General features: G+C 38.0%; 13 protein-coding genes. 4 read left to right on the top strand and 9 right to left on the bottom strand.

Features of this window, described 5'->3' with window-relative positions; all coding sequences use genetic code 11:
- The first annotated feature begins 73 nt into the window (after positions 1 to 73).
- Positions 74 to 1,357, top strand: a complete 1,284-nt coding sequence (locus HQQ94_RS17485; RefSeq protein ID WP_173295616.1) for an IS4 family transposase — start codon at positions 74 to 76, stop codon at positions 1,355 to 1,357.
- A 717-nt stretch (positions 1,358 to 2,074) separates the two neighbouring features.
- Here the strand turns inward: HQQ94_RS17485 and HQQ94_RS17490 are convergent.
- Complete coding sequence (locus tag HQQ94_RS17490) at positions 2,075 to 2,287, bottom strand: cold-shock protein (protein WP_173295617.1); 213 nt, start codon at positions 2,285 to 2,287, stop codon at positions 2,075 to 2,077.
- Between the two features lie 716 nt (positions 2,288 to 3,003).
- On the opposite strand from HQQ94_RS17490, the gene HQQ94_RS17495 reads away from it, so the two are divergent.
- Positions 3,004 to 3,366, top strand: coding sequence for a cytoplasmic protein (locus tag HQQ94_RS17495; RefSeq protein WP_173295618.1), 363 nt, complete (start codon positions 3,004 to 3,006; stop codon positions 3,364 to 3,366).
- A 524-nt stretch (positions 3,367 to 3,890) separates the two neighbouring features.
- Here HQQ94_RS17495 and HQQ94_RS17500 read toward each other — a convergent pair.
- Positions 3,891 to 5,441, bottom strand: coding sequence for a BCCT family transporter (locus HQQ94_RS17500; RefSeq protein WP_173295619.1), 1,551 nt, complete (start codon positions 5,439 to 5,441; stop codon positions 3,891 to 3,893).
- Between the two features lie 316 nt (positions 5,442 to 5,757).
- Between HQQ94_RS17500 and HQQ94_RS17505 the strand changes: the two genes are divergently transcribed.
- Positions 5,758 to 6,840, top strand: a complete 1,083-nt coding sequence (locus HQQ94_RS17505) for a porin (RefSeq protein WP_173295620.1) — start codon at positions 5,758 to 5,760, stop codon at positions 6,838 to 6,840.
- A gap of 65 nt (positions 6,841 to 6,905) precedes the next feature.
- Entirely contained in the window at positions 6,906 to 7,772 is an 867-nt protein-coding gene (locus HQQ94_RS17510) for an ABC transporter substrate-binding protein (protein ID WP_254304092.1), read from the top strand.
- 126 nt (positions 7,773 to 7,898) lie between these two features.
- On the opposite strand, the gene HQQ94_RS17515 is transcribed toward HQQ94_RS17510, so the two are convergent.
- The 7 genes from HQQ94_RS17515 to HQQ94_RS17545 all read right to left on the bottom strand — a co-directional run bounded on the left by HQQ94_RS17515 (position 7,899) and on the right by HQQ94_RS17545 (position 15,878).
- Positions 7,899 to 8,780, bottom strand: a complete 882-nt coding sequence (locus tag HQQ94_RS17515; protein WP_173295621.1) for a GyrI-like domain-containing protein — start codon at positions 8,778 to 8,780, stop codon at positions 7,899 to 7,901.
- A gap of 314 nt (positions 8,781 to 9,094) precedes the next feature.
- A complete protein-coding gene (locus HQQ94_RS17520) occupies positions 9,095 to 10,210 on the bottom strand; it encodes an AI-2E family transporter (RefSeq protein WP_173295622.1) in 1,116 nt (371 codons plus the stop codon).
- Entirely contained in the window at positions 10,203 to 10,886 is a 684-nt protein-coding gene (locus HQQ94_RS17525) for a potassium channel family protein (protein WP_173295623.1), read from the bottom strand. Before HQQ94_RS17525 ends, HQQ94_RS17520 begins: the two co-directional genes overlap by 8 nt.
- A 35-nt stretch (positions 10,887 to 10,921) precedes the next feature.
- Entirely contained in the window at positions 10,922 to 11,806 is an 885-nt protein-coding gene (locus HQQ94_RS17530; RefSeq protein WP_173295624.1) for an HlyD family secretion protein, read from the bottom strand.
- A gap of 25 nt (positions 11,807 to 11,831) precedes the next feature.
- A complete protein-coding gene (locus HQQ94_RS17535; RefSeq protein WP_173295625.1) occupies positions 11,832 to 12,041 on the bottom strand; it encodes a DUF1656 domain-containing protein in 210 nt (69 codons plus the stop codon).
- On the bottom strand, positions 12,041 to 13,648 hold the full coding sequence (locus HQQ94_RS17540; RefSeq protein WP_173295626.1) for a TolC family protein: 1,608 nt from the start codon (positions 13,646 to 13,648) through the stop codon (positions 12,041 to 12,043). Before HQQ94_RS17540 ends, HQQ94_RS17535 begins: the two co-directional genes overlap by 1 nt.
- A gap of 10 nt (positions 13,649 to 13,658) precedes the next feature.
- The gene (locus HQQ94_RS17545; RefSeq protein WP_217274063.1) at positions 13,659 to 15,878 is read right to left on the bottom strand and encodes an FUSC family protein; all 2,220 of its coding nucleotides are present in this window, start codon (positions 15,876 to 15,878) and stop codon (positions 13,659 to 13,661) included.
- Between the last annotated feature and the right edge of the window lie 221 nt (positions 15,879 to 16,099).

Raw genomic sequence — 16,099 nt, forward strand, 5'->3', positions numbered from 1 at the left:
AACTGGAGATTGTACTCATCTCATGATCAAATATCTCGTGTGAAAGATCCATCCAACCACGAGAGAGCACGAAATGAAGTTTAACTGCATACCTAAGCGCCTGACAAGTATTCTTAACTCCACAAGCATTACACAATTAGCTAGAAAGTGTGGTTTTATGCAGCGCATGCGCAACATATCACCGACGGAGCTGGTATTTGCTCTACTTAACACTTTGGGAACAAGGTCAAATATCAACCTTTCTGATATACATAAGAATTTATGTATTGAACATGGCAAAGGCATTAATTATAAGCCATTTCACAACAAGCTGAAAAAACCTGAATTAACTCAACTACTTCGAGGTCTTACCGAACAAGCTGCCAAAGAATGGCTATTTGAGCCCTTACAACAAGCCTTGCCGAGCGAATATCCCTTTAAGGCGATAGAAGCACATGATGGAAGTTCTCTCAAATTACATATTGGTTTAACGGAACAATTTCCAGGTCGATTTACCAAGACTCATCCCGCAGCAATGGAGCTACACATGACCATGGACTTGATGTCGGGTGGCTACAATTACCTTGGCATTGCACCGGATTCGGAGAGTGAGAGGCACTATAATCCGTTTGCTTTTGAAATAAAGGATATCTTGCTACTTATGGATGCTGGTTACTTTAATATCGAATATTGCTATCAGGCTGACAAACATGGTGGTGATGTGATCATGCGGACGAACGGTCAAATTAACCCGAATATAATCGCTGCTTTTGATAGCCAAGGAACAGCCATTAAAGCGCTAGTAGGTAAGAAGATGAAGCGAGTTAAATTGAAGAAAGATCAACTTGTTGACCTTGATGTGCAATGGAGTGACAAGCCGAGTTTACACCGATTAATTGCATTCTGGGATAGAAAAAAATCTGCCATCGGTTATCTCATCACTAACCTAAAACGAGAGCAATTTCCTGCAGTCAAAGTGTGTGAGTTATATGGACTACGTTGGCAAATAGAGCTATTTTTCAAAGAATTAAAATCATATAGCGGCTTAAAAAGCTTCAACACAAGGAGTAAATCCATCGCTGAGAGCTTAGTCTGGGCGAGTATGCTGACTTTATTACTCAAGCGTTTTATCGCCAAAGTGAGTGGCGAAATACACAAGGTGATGATTTCAACACAAAAGGTTGCTCGATGTGCAAACGATTGGCTCCCAGATATTCTAAAAGCACTGAGATCGGGACGAGAATATAGAATAAAAAATCAACTAAGGAAGTGGTGTCGATACTTAAGTGAATATGCTTGTAGATCACAGCCTAAAAGAGATAACGAGACACTGTTTGTTCAGTTAACTGAACATGCCAACGCTGCTAATAATGTATAAACCTTTATATTTAAAGGGCTGCAGCACCTTAAAGACTAACTTATGATTGCTCACTAATGTATGCTTACCGTCATAAAGAAAGCTGATCCCCAAATCAAACTATAGATCTATCCATCCAGATACGGTGTCGGATTTTACCAATAATATTTGGGCAATTTTCTTGAGACTGAATCCATGATAACTACTCAATATTGCATGAGCACGCGTTCTACAGCGATATTTAGGATGATTTTTGAATGCTTCTTCCAGCGTAGTGAACTCATGTTCTAACAGTGATCTAACTTGTTTCATATAAAAAATAATGAGTAAATTCAGTAAGTAGTTATACGTAAATCGTGATTTTGATGCAAGATTAAAAATGTAAAAAATCAGTGTTTAAATAACGTTCTAATTAGTGGTAATTTTATACTCAGGTACTTATCTAAATAACAATAAACTTAATAAAAACTGGTCTAACCATAGACAAAATACACGTTACAAATCTATAAATACTGATATATTAAAAATATGATTCTATTAATTGCTAGAACTCAATAATCATCAGCGATATATTTCAAAGGGAATAACTAAGAAGTGAAAAGTGAAAAGTGAAAAGTGAAAAGTAAAATTTCTAGTCAAAACGATTACAATTGCAAGCGAATCGACAATATTACATTATTTTTGACAAAAAAAAGACTGCCATTGGGCAGTCTAATTTTTAACCTAGAAAAATCTAGATTACATAGGTACTACATTAGCAGCTTGAAGGCCTTTTTGACCTTGCTCAACTTCAAAAGATACTTTTTGACCTTCTGCAAGAGTCTTGAAACCGTCTGAAGTAATAGCACGGAAGTGAACAAATACGTCAGGACCGCCATTTTCTTGAGAAATAAAACCGAAACCTTTCTCTTCGTTAAACCATTTTACAGTGCCAGTAGTTGAATTAGACATTTTGTGTCCCTTATATAAATTCATTAAATTTATCGCGAAAATGCGAAGTGCTGAGAAGCTGAATTATTAAGTATTACGATGAAGCTAAGGGAAACACACTACCGAGACAAACTTACGAAGATCTGACTGAGGGTTCTACTTTTACTTAATTCTTATCTTTAATAACTCTTACAACAGAGCAAAATAATAATAGCATACTTTTATTATTTGTAAACATATAAAGTCATTATATTATTCCTTAGCACAAAAACAACACCAAGAAAAATACACAAGCCATTGAATTAAATGCAGTTAACTTGATATTGCATATAACTAAAACACATCAATTTAGTTATTTTTAACATTAACGCCGTTATCTTTTTTATCTAAATGGAATCAATCACAATAATGAAACACACTGCAGCCTGAAGATAAAGACAATCATGTAATCATAAGCTTAACCTTACCTCACAGTCCACTCCCATTGTCTCTACAATTTTACTCATCATGATGAAGAAAAAAGCAATTATTTTTCTAAACTGAGATCTAACGCAAGGTTATCAAAGCATCACTCATGATAAAAAGAACAAAGAGTGGCTTAAAATGACATTGACTTAACAACACTATACTGAAAGAGTAAAGCGACAATTAACATCAAAACGAATATATAGTGTTAGTCGATTTATAATAGCGATATCTACGATCGCATCAGTATTCGCATAACAGGTAGGTAGCATATGACAGCAATTTCTCATGTATACAACTATACAGTTCGATGCCCACACATCAAAGATCCTTCACACCCTACAACATGGCAAAACCATATTGAGTTTAACCAATCATGTGAAATAGGCTTAAACAGGTTAACTAAATGGCATGACCGTTCTGGTCATCGTATCTTTGAAATTGATGGCTTTGTAGTACGAGAAGCAAATACTGAAAGCGCCTATTTTGCTATGCAAACCAGTCGACTTAAGGCTGACGGACATGCCATTGTCACTTTTAAAATTTATATGGATGATGATACTAAAGACACATCGGTCGAAGAGATCATGCAATACCTGATTGAAGACTATGGTAACAAAATCACCAATCTTTAACGTCTATGTTAATGAATATATTCATTAAGCTTCAAATGCCGTCTAGATCATAATGGCGGCACAAAATTTATCCTTAATGCCGCTACTATCCATGGCCAAATAAGCGTCATTAAAAATATGTTGAATATATCATGGCAAGAGAGTAAGTGATTGATAATAATTACATCCAAATATATTAGATCTGTGTCCTACCCTGTACTTAAAAAACGAACAAAAGAAACAATTCACTATTTAAGAAACAGCACCAAATCTGGCGTGTATCAAGGATAATGCCACTTAATGGACGAGTGATACTTCGATTATAGATAACTGAGCATTAAAACCCAAGCTTGATAAAGATCCTACATTAGTCTAAAAAAATCCTGGTCATTGACATCTTAGGTCCAAGTGGTTTTTGATCATTTATCATATCCAAACACATCGCTGAAATAGTGAGTTAATGAAGACAAGAGTGATGAGGCTGCGCGCCGTATAGCACATACGGCGTTGAAAAATAAATGACAACAAAAGACATTAGCAATCAACTAATAAGACTTATCACCTTTATACATAATGACCTCTTTGATCAAAATACAGCTTTGCGCCATTAAAATCAAGGTGAATGGCACAGCGCCTAATATGGCAATTTGCTTATTTAAATCAATGTCATTTTTCAAAATTAACGCTGTGGTAATAGACACTAAAGCTAAGCTCCACATCAACTTAGCCCCTAATCTAGGGCTTCCAGTCAACATACCACTGACATATATTGCAGAGTCCGCACTAGTGATCACAAAGGTCACCAACAACACAATTGCACCGTAACTTAATATATTCCCGTAGGGCAAAGATGCTAAAAATGAAAACAGTCCATAAGTCACATCACTATCGGTTGCGGCGATCACATCATTTAAAATATTCATTTCAAGTACACTGCCACCAAAAGCACTAAACCAAATAATAGTCATAACTGTTGGGATTAATAAGGTGCAGAGTAAATATTGACGCACACTTCGGCCACGACTGATCCTAGCGATAAATGGACCAACAAACGGAGCCCAAGCTATCCACCAGACAAAGTAGATAATACTCCATCCCTCACTCCAATTACGCGACTGTGGATCGATGGAAAATGAAATAGAAGGCAACAGTCTTAAATAACTAGCCGTGGAAGTAAGCGCAGTTCTAACCACCTTAAAAGGATCAACGATAGCGACAATAGCAGTCAACATAGCAACCACTAACAGCAAGTTAAACAGGCTCATCTGTTTAATGCCTCTCTCTAAGCCTAATGTCGAAGACACAGTAAAAACCAATGCTATAATCATCAGTAATCCTAAGCGAAACATCAAACCAGCAATATCCCAAGGCACGATTGCTTGTAAACAACTTTGTACTAACGCTATGGTATTGGCTAACGTTCCTGCTACACCAAAAATAACCGCAATCACAGCTAAAAAATCAAAAACCTCAAACTTACTCCCCTTTATTTTATCAGTAAAACTGGCGGAAATAGTCATGCTTCTAGAGCGATTAAAAGCAAACCAAGCCATCACTAAACCTGAGATAGCATAGACTCCCCAAGCATGCATACCCCAATGAAAATAGGTCAGAGCTAAGGCAGTATCTTTTGCATTTTCGACGTTAGAAGACAAAGGAGAATTTGCAACAAAAAAAGGCGGATGAGCAAAATGAACAATTGGCTCTGCAACCCCCCAAAAAATAAGCCCTGATCCCATACCGGCGGTAAATAACATCGCCGTCCAACTGATAAAACCAAATTCTGGTTTTTCATCTTTCTTGCCTAATCTCACCTTACCAAATGGTGTCACGACAATAATCAATGACAAAATAACCAACAAAGAAGGAAAAATAATAAATGCCAGACCATACTCCTTAACGACATAGTCTGTAACACTTGCCGCTAACGTAACAGCCGTTTCAGGAAACAGTAAAAATATAGCCGCAAGCGAAAGACAAGAAATAAAACCGATCATCTTCTTACTGAAGTAGGCTTGGATGTCCAAGCGAGTTTTAGGGAAAGCGAGACTGAACTGACTTGATAAATTACTGACACGTGTTGATGTTTTCTTCATAAAAAATATTGACTGTAAACAAACTTGCATGAACTGAAAAGAAAAATACTATCAATATCGCTGACCAAAAACAATCAGACGCCTAATTTAAGTATGTATTTACCCTCGCTCCTTAAATACAGCGCAAGGTGTTCATTATCTACAAACCTACTTATTGCTTATGAAGCGAAAAGCAAGCTTGTGAGTCAGCTCTTTAATGAACTTACATACTAGATCTCTACATATAAATCAATTTATTACCTTAAAAAGTGGCACCTATCTAGATTTATCCTAATCTTGTACTAAATAAACACATGATCAATTTTGAGAATAACATATGAAACAAAAAATTATGCTCGGTTTATCCTCTTTATTACTGACAACATCCGCACTTGCTGAAATTAACATTTCTGGTTTTGCATCTGTTGTTGGAGGCCAAGTCCTTGAAGGATCGGGTATAGCAGAATATGGTTTAGACCCTACATTTCTTGCAGATTATCCTTCAGTAGGCGCTTATAATGAAGATAAAATCAGTTTTAATCCTGATACTCTTTTAGGGTTACAATTTTCTGCTGATTTATTGGATGGATTATCCGCAACAATGCAACTTGTAGCCCGTGGTGTCGATAACTTCGAGGCCGATTTTGAGTGGGCCTATTTATCCTATAATATGAGTGAAAGCTGGACCATACAAGCAGGTAAGAAGCGTCTTCCATTATATTATTACAGTGATTTTTTTGATGTTGGTTACGCTTATCCTTGGATCCGTCCCCCAGCAGATAACTACACATGGCAAATATCCAACTATACCGGGATCAGTGCGTTATATAATTATCAGCTTGGTGACTGGAGTATGAGTGGTCAATTTTATTATGGGGAAGAAGACAGTGAGCCCAACAAACTCTTATCAGAATTTTTCTTTGGTGAAAAAACTCGTGAAATTTGGAAAGACATTGCAGGCATCGTATTACAATTTAATAGAGATTGGCTTGATATTCGTGCAACCCACATGCAATACGGCAATGAAAGGTATAGAAGTGACGTTCAGGTAATATGGAATGATGGCACGAATACACGTAAGGGGAAATTTTACGGTTTATCCGTTAACATTGAATATGACAATGTTATCATATTGACAGAATTAAACCGTTTAACGATAGAAGGAACTGACAATGACACTTATCTAGTGACGTTTGGCTATCGATTTGACGACTTAATGCCATATGTATCTTACTCAGATTTTGATGATGGCGAAGGTGGTGAGGTTCATAATACAAGCTCATTGGGTATTCGCTGGGATTTTCATCCATCAGCAGCATTAAAAATTCAATATGATGATATTGAAGATAATGGAGGCCCTGACTTAAAAGTAGCGGGAGATTCTACATCCCTTACTGTTGGGATCGATGTTGTATTTTAATGACATGACAAATACAGAAAACACCCAAGTCCAAGAAATGAAATGCTTGTATGAAGGTGTCGAAGATGAAGAGATATACTAACCTTTACCTGAGTATTCGAGCTCATAAAATTGCGTTGTCAGGCATATTCCAGTTACCCTTTATGATTAACTGGAATATGCCAATTAAAGTAATGACAATGCTATATCTAGCTATCATACACCTTACTTTCATTACCAATATTAACGCTGAGGAACTGTCTCAACTTGAATACTTAACAGAGTCATACCCTCCAAACAATTACATCAAAGAAGGCAAACTAGAAGGTATTTCAGTCGATTTACTTCTTGCCTCTATGGCTTCACTCAATGAGCCTTTAGATATCAGCCAGATTCAATTACTTCCTTGGTCTAGGGGATATATGATGGTGAATTCACGTAAAAATAGAGTATTATTCTCCATGACTCGCACACCAGCAAGAGAAAAACTTTTCTCTTGGGTAGGACCAATTACCACCACTCGTGTGGTGTTATTTTCTCGTCAGCAAGATAAGATAGTAATAGATGATATTGACTCATTAAATAAATATACTATCGGTGTGATTCGTGGTGATGTAGGTGAGTCATTACTCATATCCTCCGGTGTTAATGATAAGCAACTTATACGAGTCAATAATGTAACTTCATTGTTTAAAATGCTAAATCTAGGTCGTATCGACTTATTTTCCTATGAAGAAAATGCTGGCCGCTGGTTCATCAAAGAAACAAAATTGAATACAGAAGACTTTAAGGTCGTCCACACTTTACAAGAAAGTGATCTGTACTTTGCTGTTAGCTTAGGCACTCAACAAAAGTTAATTGATAAGTTACAATTAGCTGTCGAAAACGTTAAAAAAAATACATTAGAAAATGGTAAGACACAATATGAAATGATCATGGAAAAATATAAATAACTTCAACATTCAATCTAAGATTAATAGTGAAAATGGTTATTGAGACAATACTAACCCATATGGTGAGTAATACTCACCATATGGTTACTTTTCCTTACACTCATTAATACTTAATCACATGACTTGTCATGTAAGTGGCAAATAAATATCAGTAACAAGGTCATGCTCTGCAACTTCAGGAAAGAAGTTTTGATAGTGGAAGAAAACGGGCGAACCTCTTAACACTTCACCACTTTTTGGCAACCATTGCCCATAAAGATAATGCACCTTGCTCTCTAAGTTATCATGAGTCCCTCGATGGCGAAGTACTGCGCAACGTCCTCCCTCAATGGTTTTATTTATCACACCATATTCATTTTTCGGCACGCTATCGATAACGGAACCACAAATATCAAATCTGTACTCCTCTACAGATACAGACTTAGGATCATCATAAATTATCCCAAATGTCCGGCTTTTTGCCACTGGCGATAATCCCGTTTTTTTACGCCAAACAATAAATCTAGCGACCGACTCATTCACTAACTCTGGCGCCCCTTTATGTTCATAAACCGCTATTTTAGTCTCTGTAAAGTTAACCACATCAACCTGCTGTTCTCGCCCCAGACCCTGACCCATTCTATTACTCCTAAATTGATATTTATCATTCCATATCAACCAATTAGGTTGACGGCGAAATTCAGTAGGAGATTGTTCGAAGGCTTTCTTAAATGCCCGAGAAAAAGATTCTGGATAATCAAACTTCGCATCGAAAGCAATATCAATAATCTTGGCACCATGGTCAAAGCAAAGACGGTAAGATGCTCTTTTTAGGCGTAAAAGTTGAATATATTTTCCAATGCTAATGTCCATATAAGTTGAAAATTGACGATGAAAGTGGAACTGAGAAAAACCGGTAAACTGACTCAGGTGTTTAACTGTTAGTTCTTCATCTAAATTGGCATAGATATAATCGCAAACCCGCTCCATACTTTTATCGTAATCACTTAATTTTGTACTATTTACCATCTGATTCCATTACCCAACCACCTACTGAATACCCGGAGAGTATCTAGCAAGTTTCAATTTCTTTCCTAACCAAACTTGCGCATTTGTCAAATGACCCATTTAACGAATTAAACAGATATTAAAATTCATATTCTATGGCTAATCTAAAGGTGTGGTTTTTACCCGAATGGACAATTTCAGTAATAAAACCAAGCCCTTACGGAGCTTTAAAGCATAATTAATATTCATTATTACAACAAGTTAAACTCAAGCGTGTGACGTTCACACTCTTGAGTTTAATATTTGAACTTTAGATAACAGAGAAGATATAGATGTTAGCTATCTGAATTAACACTGACTAAAACCTCCCCACTCTCAGCCACTTTATCGTTATTTAACCAACAAATAAAAAGCTCATACCAAATAGCTAATACCACTGCCCCAAGAAAAAGCCCTATAATACCTGCCGTTAGCATGCCGCCGATAGCACCAAGCAAAATAACGGGCATAGGTACATCGACACCCCGCCCCATCAACATAGGCTTTAGCACGTTATCAGACACTGCAGCTAACAGTACCCAAATGGAAAAAATGGTTGCGGGAGTCGTATCTTTCGTTGCAAAAACATAAAACATCACCGGCAATACGACGATCAGAGCAGGTAATTGAGCTATCCCAAAAATCAACACCACAAAAGTAATAAGACCAGCTGCTGGAATACCAAATACAAACATGGCTGAGCCAACTAGCATAGATTGTATAAAGGCGACTCCAACGACACCCAATAGCACACTACGAATCGTCGCCGCAGTAAGGTTAGTCCATGCTTTAGCATTGGGTCCAACAGCTCTCACAGCAACGTTAGCTATTGCTGCTGAAACAACTTCAGCATGTGCCATAAATCCAGCGGCAATAGCAAGTGAAATGATGAACATCACTAACGTTGCCAGACTACTGCCAATCACCCCTGCCATGCCTGCAGCAATAGACTTTATCTCTGGTAAAAAATGTAATACAGCTTTTTCAAGGTTACTTGAGAAAAGAGACCATATTTCGAACAACTTATCACCAATCACCGGAATATCAGCAACTCTTTGCGTCGGCCCAGGAATGCTAATCTTACCACTTTGCAACATTTCAAGAGAATGAGTTACGCCATCAAAAATGGAACCCGACACCATAATAAATGGCGTGAACAATAATACCATCCCAAGTAAGGCTAAAAATGTTGCCGCCAATCCCCGACGCACTTTCAATAAACGCTCTAATTTATGCGTCAGCGGCATTAGAGCAACAGCAATGATCCCTCCCCATAGCATAGGGATAACAAACGGCTTAATAATATCATATGTCCATGATATTAAAAAAATAAGTAAGCCAATTTTTATGGCTGATTCCATCATATTACTCACAAATTGTGTACTTTGAGTATGTTGAGATTGGTTATCCATTTAAGGTCCTTTGATCATTTTGTGTTTGAGCTAAACCAACGCTCACTAAACTTGCCACAACAATTGCCATGTAAAACACACCAGCAATCGCCTCCATATAAACCGCAACTTGAGCAAATGGGGTTTGAGGGCTAATGTCTCCATAGCCTAAAGTCGTTAACGTGACGAAACTAAAATAAGCTAGTTGCGACAAATTCTCCCTCCAAGGCCGAGCATCGATACCAGAAAATGACTCTGGTGATACCGAGACAATTAAAATATAAATAATAGACCACATTAACCCCATCAATAAAAACAAAGCGATAGAACCAATTACCTTGTTAGTGTCCACCTTACCAACAAATAAAATCTGCCGTGCAATAGAGCGGAATGTCCCCCAAAAAAAACCAAGCATTAGTACTAAGGTTAAATAATCAAGAATGACAATATTAAAAATATTGCGCACCAAAGTTGCGGCTAACCAACAAAAAATCAACCCAACCATAAAGCGATACCAAGTTTTATCAAATCGTAAGCTAAGGATACATACGATAAATGTAACCACAGTGAAGCCTTCAATAATAAATTCTAAAATACCTTCAGGGACCACCTGTACCAAAGATGCACTAATCAGTAATGCTATTAACGCTGCCGTAGTAAAGAAGAAATTATTTTGTTGGTTAATCTTGATCGTCATAAAATGAATGCCTCCAATTATAATTAAAGTAATATTTATTCAACATCAGCCTCCTCTTGTATCACCATAATGGATGCTGATAATCCAAAACGCAGCATAACCCCCTCAGGGATCTCGCTAAACTGGATCCGTACAGGGATCCGCTGAGCTAACCTTATCCACTGAAATACAGGGTTAACATTGGGCAACAAATTATAGCCAACGGTACCGTCTTTAGGCGCTATCCCCCAACCTATAGATTCAACTAAGGCGTCAATAGGTTTATCCGGATAAGCCATTAACGTAACCATGGCCTTATCACCAATAGCAATTTTAGCCAGTTGACTCTCACGAAAATACGCAAACGTCCAAAAACTATGGCTATCAACTAACGCAATTAACGGCTGGTTTGCGACAGCTTGAGTACCGTCTTGAATATCAATATTCGACACATAGCCATCGACACTGGCATAAGCTTTGGTAAAATCAAGATTCATCTGCGCTGCTTTTAATTGCTCTTCTGTTGCTTTTATCTGCAATAAAGATTCCTCATAAGCAATCTCTCTGCGTACTAAATCTTTATGGGAAACAGCGCCTTTGTCTTTAAGACTAATATCTTTAAGTCGATCATATTCAATCTTTTTCCCTTGTGAACTCACTTTAGCTTTAGCAAGAGACACTTCAGCTTGGGAGAGACTCACTTCATAGGTACTAGGGTCAATTTCAAATAAAAGATCACCTTTATGCACAAACTGATTGTCTTTGATGGCAACACTGACAATAGGACCCGATACTCGAGGAGCAACCTTGATAATATTGGCGCGAACTTGGCCGTCTCGTGTCCAAGGATTATTAAAATAATCTTGATATTTTTGATAACCTAAATAGAGTGCACCACCAATAATCAGTAAGTTGAAGACAATAATAAGTATTTTTTTCATGGCTAATGATCTCTATAACTACGGTTTAAAAAGGTAAAAATAAACGGTCGATACCGATTACATACAACAAGGTTATCGCCATAAATGTCAGTGAAGGAAAAGCGATGAACCGAGATAATCGAGTACGATTGAGTATTACGACAGTGATCCATGCCAACATGATGGCGAGTACTATCACTAATAATAATGGTGAAAAATATACATCTCCAGCGGCTAATTCACGAGGTAATGACATTAATTTCCCTCCCAAGTTGAAACTGATTTACTTGATGACGATGGTAATAACAATGGCTTATCAAGTACGCTTTCCCAGTCACTACGTTGCTTCATCTGCTCAATATTGGCATTATTTATAAAAGCCTTACCTGAATTAGCCTGCCAACCACCACCTAATGATTTATATAAAGCAACGACCTGATTAGCCACATTACCTTTAATTTGAGCATAACTGTCTTCACTTCGGGTCATCTTTTCTACTGAATTAAGCAGGCGTTCAAAACCTATTTGACCATTTTCATATTGCGCCATAGAAATATTAAAGGCTCGAACAGCGCTATTGACCGAACTAAGTCGTAATCCTTGTTGCTCCTTAAGTAGCCCATAACCACTTAACGCACTGCTCACCTCAGAGATCGCTTGCAGCAGCTTTTTATTATACTGAACCAATGTTTCTTGCAAACGCGCATCTTCGAGGCGAACATTATTTTTAATCCGTCCATATTGAAATAAATTCCATGAGAAACTCGGCCCAGCCGCTAACATCAAAGAATCACTAAACCGAAAACTACTGCCATTAGGCACTGCACTGCTGCTCCCAATCGACCCAAACAAGGAAAAATTAGGGTACAGAGCCGATTCGGCAATACCTATTTTGGCACTTTGAACATGTGCTGCGAGTTCAGCAACCTGTAGATCCGGGCGCCTCAACACAAGATTTGCATCTATGCTAATGGCTACCTCTGGTGAGCGTGGCACTAAGCTACTTGATTGACTCTTATCCATCGGTCGCTTAGTGCCATAGTGCACATATTGCTTTTTATATGTCACTATTTTAGCAGTAAGTTCAGGTGGGTTAAGCATAGATGTTACTGCATCAGGTAACAGTCCAAGCAATACCGATAAAGCATTATGAGCCTGAATCATACCTATTTTCAAACTGGGTAATACGGCTTGAGTACTGTAGAGCTGACTTTTGGCTTGCTGTACATCAAGCTCAGTCACATTCCCCGAATCGAACTGCACTTGAGTAATATCGACAACCCGTTTCTGGATCTCTATATTACGTTCAGATAACAAGACTCGCTCCTGAAACGTTCGATAATTAATGTAGTTACGAGCAACCTCAGAAGTAATGGTCACTGAAATATCATGGTAAGATGCAATACTGGCATACAGCCCAGCTTCAGAGGATTCTATACCACGAGCATACTTCCCCCAGATGTCAATCTCCCATCCAGCATCAAAAGAGAGCGAGCCACTACGATATCCCTTTTCATTTTGATAACCTTTGGCAAAACTGCCTGATAATTGCTGTACCTGTGGATATTGCGATCCTTCACTAATCCCCAGCACCATGCGGGCCTGCAAAATACGCAGACCTGCAGACTCAATATCCAAATTTTGCTCAGTGGCTGCAATAACCAAAGCATTTAAGATCGGATCATTAAATTGTTGCCACCAGTTTTTAAGATCATAGCCTGCATCTATCGACTGACGTTGGTGCCATTCACTGGGTAATGCTACAGGCTCAACGCCCTCAAAATCAGGTCCAACCATGGTGCAGCCAACTAACACAACCGCGAAAATGACTATCACACATCGTTGAATAAATGTCCCTACCATGACCATGCTCCTAAAACCGCTTCTGTCGTAACGCATGCCAATCGACCTTGTCATAAGCCGATTTACATTGATTAATTGCATCGAAAATATTTCGATGCAAGTTAAGGAATATATAAAAGGTGGCTATCTCACGCTGGCTATATTCAGCGATGTCGACATGATTAAAAAATTGAATCAATAACCGTTCCCATTGTTGATAATTTTGACCATAATCCTCAAAATCAGGCCTGAAAAGATCCTTATTGTTTTGATTAGCGAGTGCTAATGTCATTTTTAGCAATGTATTTTCTTGATAATCTTGTCGAACGAGATGAACCAGAGGATTGTGGGTCAATTGAATATCAGCGCGAATAAAAAGATTGAAATGGTCAGTCAATGACTGGCATGCATGTCCAAAACCTTTCAGCGCCTCTGGGGATATGCCGCTAAAATAATCTTTATCTAGCTTATTCATCCATAACAATAATTTAGGTAAGGTCGCATTCATCGCACTAATATGCCAACTGAGCTTCACTCTATTCAAATAACTATCCGCACCCAATTGATATTGAGTCATTCCCTTTGTAACATGCCTAAAATAACGCTCTTTCATAACTAAAAATAGGTGCTCAGCACGACAGTTAAAGGGAAAGTAATGGGTAAGAACAATCATAAATACCACCATATAAAACAACATCATAATGTTTAATAATATGGCAAAATTGTAATTCATCTGATTATCTATACCCAATACAAACAACCCCATAAGAAAAAATATGATCACTGGCCCCTTAAAAAGATAAAAGGCAATAAAAGTATAGAGAAATAAAAATACCCCAAGTGCTAACCAATGAGTTAAATTGGGTAAAATAAACACATAAGCAGGCATAGCAAAGAAAAACGTGAAACTAAATAACAGTAACAACAGCTTAGGATGGACTGGTAAAAAAGAAAGAATAGCTGTAAATATCACTGAAAAGATGACAAATGAGTAACCTCCTGGCGGATTAAAGTAAATCCAAATAAGCCCAGAAACCCAATAGATAACAAATACTTTTATTGCTGTTTTAGCATTTTCAGCATCCCACCACAAAAAACGATCCTGTCGCTGCAGTGACACTTCCTTGAAAGGTACTGAGCCTGTAACAGAGTCAATACAAGAGATGATGATCCCAAGACGACTTAAGTTGATGTTCATTTGATTTAATAGATAAGCGAAGGAAAATATCTCCGCACGCTGTAAATGAGCCAGTTCATTGATTGACTCATCATTGAGCTGAAGCTCTAATGCTTGTTCGTCAATCTTCAGCGATTTATCCATCCAAGCGTTATCTGACAAAGTAAACTTTTGAGTTACTGCATCGATACTCTGTTGGTAACCATTAAAATAACGCGAAAAATCAACTGCATCTGTTTTATGATTATCGATACTATAAATCAGTAATTGAGTGTTTTTTTTGTAATAATCTAACGCCAATTGCCATTCTTTAAGGCACCCAGAGACATCACTACACTCATAACTTAATAACTGAAAACGCTGTTCAAGGGCAGATTGGGCAGCAAAAAGCTCATCGGTCATTTGCTGTCGAGCATCTCGCCCAATAGGCGTTGCATGACCATGGTGTTGACTCAGCATCAACTCAAACAAGGATCGCTGTTTTGCCGACAAGGCCTGAGATAGATCGATTAAGTTTCGCTCTAATCGTTGCGGAAACATAAATACCGACACTAAGGTGTAAACGACCACCCCAAAACAAGTGGCAAATGCTCTATCAATACCATAGAGAAATGCCCCTTGCGCATCACCACCATTTGAAACCATCAAAATCATGACTCCTGTCAACATAAAGACAGTGGGATCACGCTGATAGGCATTACGTAAATAGAACACCAATGACACCACAACAGAAACACTGAACATATACAGTAATCGCTCTTGTATCAGTAAACCCACTAGCAATAAGCCTATGACTGCACCGATCACAGTGCCTATTACTCGATAAGTTCCTACGGCTAATGATTCTCGTCGCCCTCCAGTTGACGCAATGAGCATCACAGTTGTCGCTGCAGTTGATGCTTGAGGCCAACCCATGGCCATAGGGATCAAATAAGCTAGGGCTAATGCGAGAGCCACCTTAGATGCGAATGTGAACTTTGCACTCATGCAAAAAGGCAACAACCACTGGCTACAATATTGCCAAGATGCAATAAACCGATGTTGAGTCGATGGTTTGTTGCCATTTTTAACCATTATTTACCACCTCGCCTCTCGATAATTGGAACGACTTTTGATGATTATGACGAATCCAACAGCAAATAATCTTCAACTTCTAATATCGAAAAATATAATCTGGACGAGTTGAGTCATTAAATTGACTATAGATAATAAAACCACAAAAGATTGAGCGATAACTAGTCTGAATCATAATTAATTTAAGATCACGCTAATTTCAACTAACCTCATTTGTTTTG

It is taken from the genome of Shewanella sp. VB17 (assembly GCF_013248905.1).
GTDB lineage: Bacteria > Pseudomonadota > Gammaproteobacteria > Enterobacterales > Shewanellaceae > Shewanella.

Excerpts from the sequence above, each read along its gene's own strand:
- HQQ94_RS17485 (WP_173295616.1), top strand. The coding sequence starts at position 74 with ATGAAGTTTAACTGCATACCTAAGCGCCTGACAAGTATTCTTAACTCC.
- HQQ94_RS17490 (WP_173295617.1), bottom strand. The coding sequence starts at position 2,287 with ATGTCTAATTCAACTACTGGCACTGTAAAATGGTTTAACGAAGAGAAA.
- HQQ94_RS17495 (WP_173295618.1), top strand. The coding sequence starts at position 3,004 with ATGACAGCAATTTCTCATGTATACAACTATACAGTTCGATGCCCACAC.
- HQQ94_RS17500 (WP_173295619.1), bottom strand. The coding sequence starts at position 5,441 with ATGAAGAAAACATCAACACGTGTCAGTAATTTATCAAGTCAGTTCAGT.
- HQQ94_RS17505 (WP_173295620.1), top strand. The coding sequence starts at position 5,758 with ATGAAACAAAAAATTATGCTCGGTTTATCCTCTTTATTACTGACAACA.
- HQQ94_RS17510 (WP_254304092.1), top strand. The coding sequence starts at position 6,906 with ATGAAGAGATATACTAACCTTTACCTGAGTATTCGAGCTCATAAAATT.
- HQQ94_RS17515 (WP_173295621.1), bottom strand. The coding sequence starts at position 8,780 with ATGGTAAATAGTACAAAATTAAGTGATTACGATAAAAGTATGGAGCGG.
- HQQ94_RS17520 (WP_173295622.1), bottom strand. The coding sequence starts at position 10,210 with ATGGATAACCAATCTCAACATACTCAAAGTACACAATTTGTGAGTAAT.
- HQQ94_RS17525 (WP_173295623.1), bottom strand. The coding sequence starts at position 10,886 with ATGACGATCAAGATTAACCAACAAAATAATTTCTTCTTTACTACGGCA.
- HQQ94_RS17530 (WP_173295624.1), bottom strand. The coding sequence starts at position 11,806 with ATGAAAAAAATACTTATTATTGTCTTCAACTTACTGATTATTGGTGGT.
- HQQ94_RS17535 (WP_173295625.1), bottom strand. The coding sequence starts at position 12,041 with ATGTCATTACCTCGTGAATTAGCCGCTGGAGATGTATATTTTTCACCA.
- HQQ94_RS17540 (WP_173295626.1), bottom strand. The coding sequence starts at position 13,648 with ATGGTAGGGACATTTATTCAACGATGTGTGATAGTCATTTTCGCGGTT.
- HQQ94_RS17545 (WP_217274063.1), bottom strand. The coding sequence starts at position 15,878 with ATGGTTAAAAATGGCAACAAACCATCGACTCAACATCGGTTTATTGCA.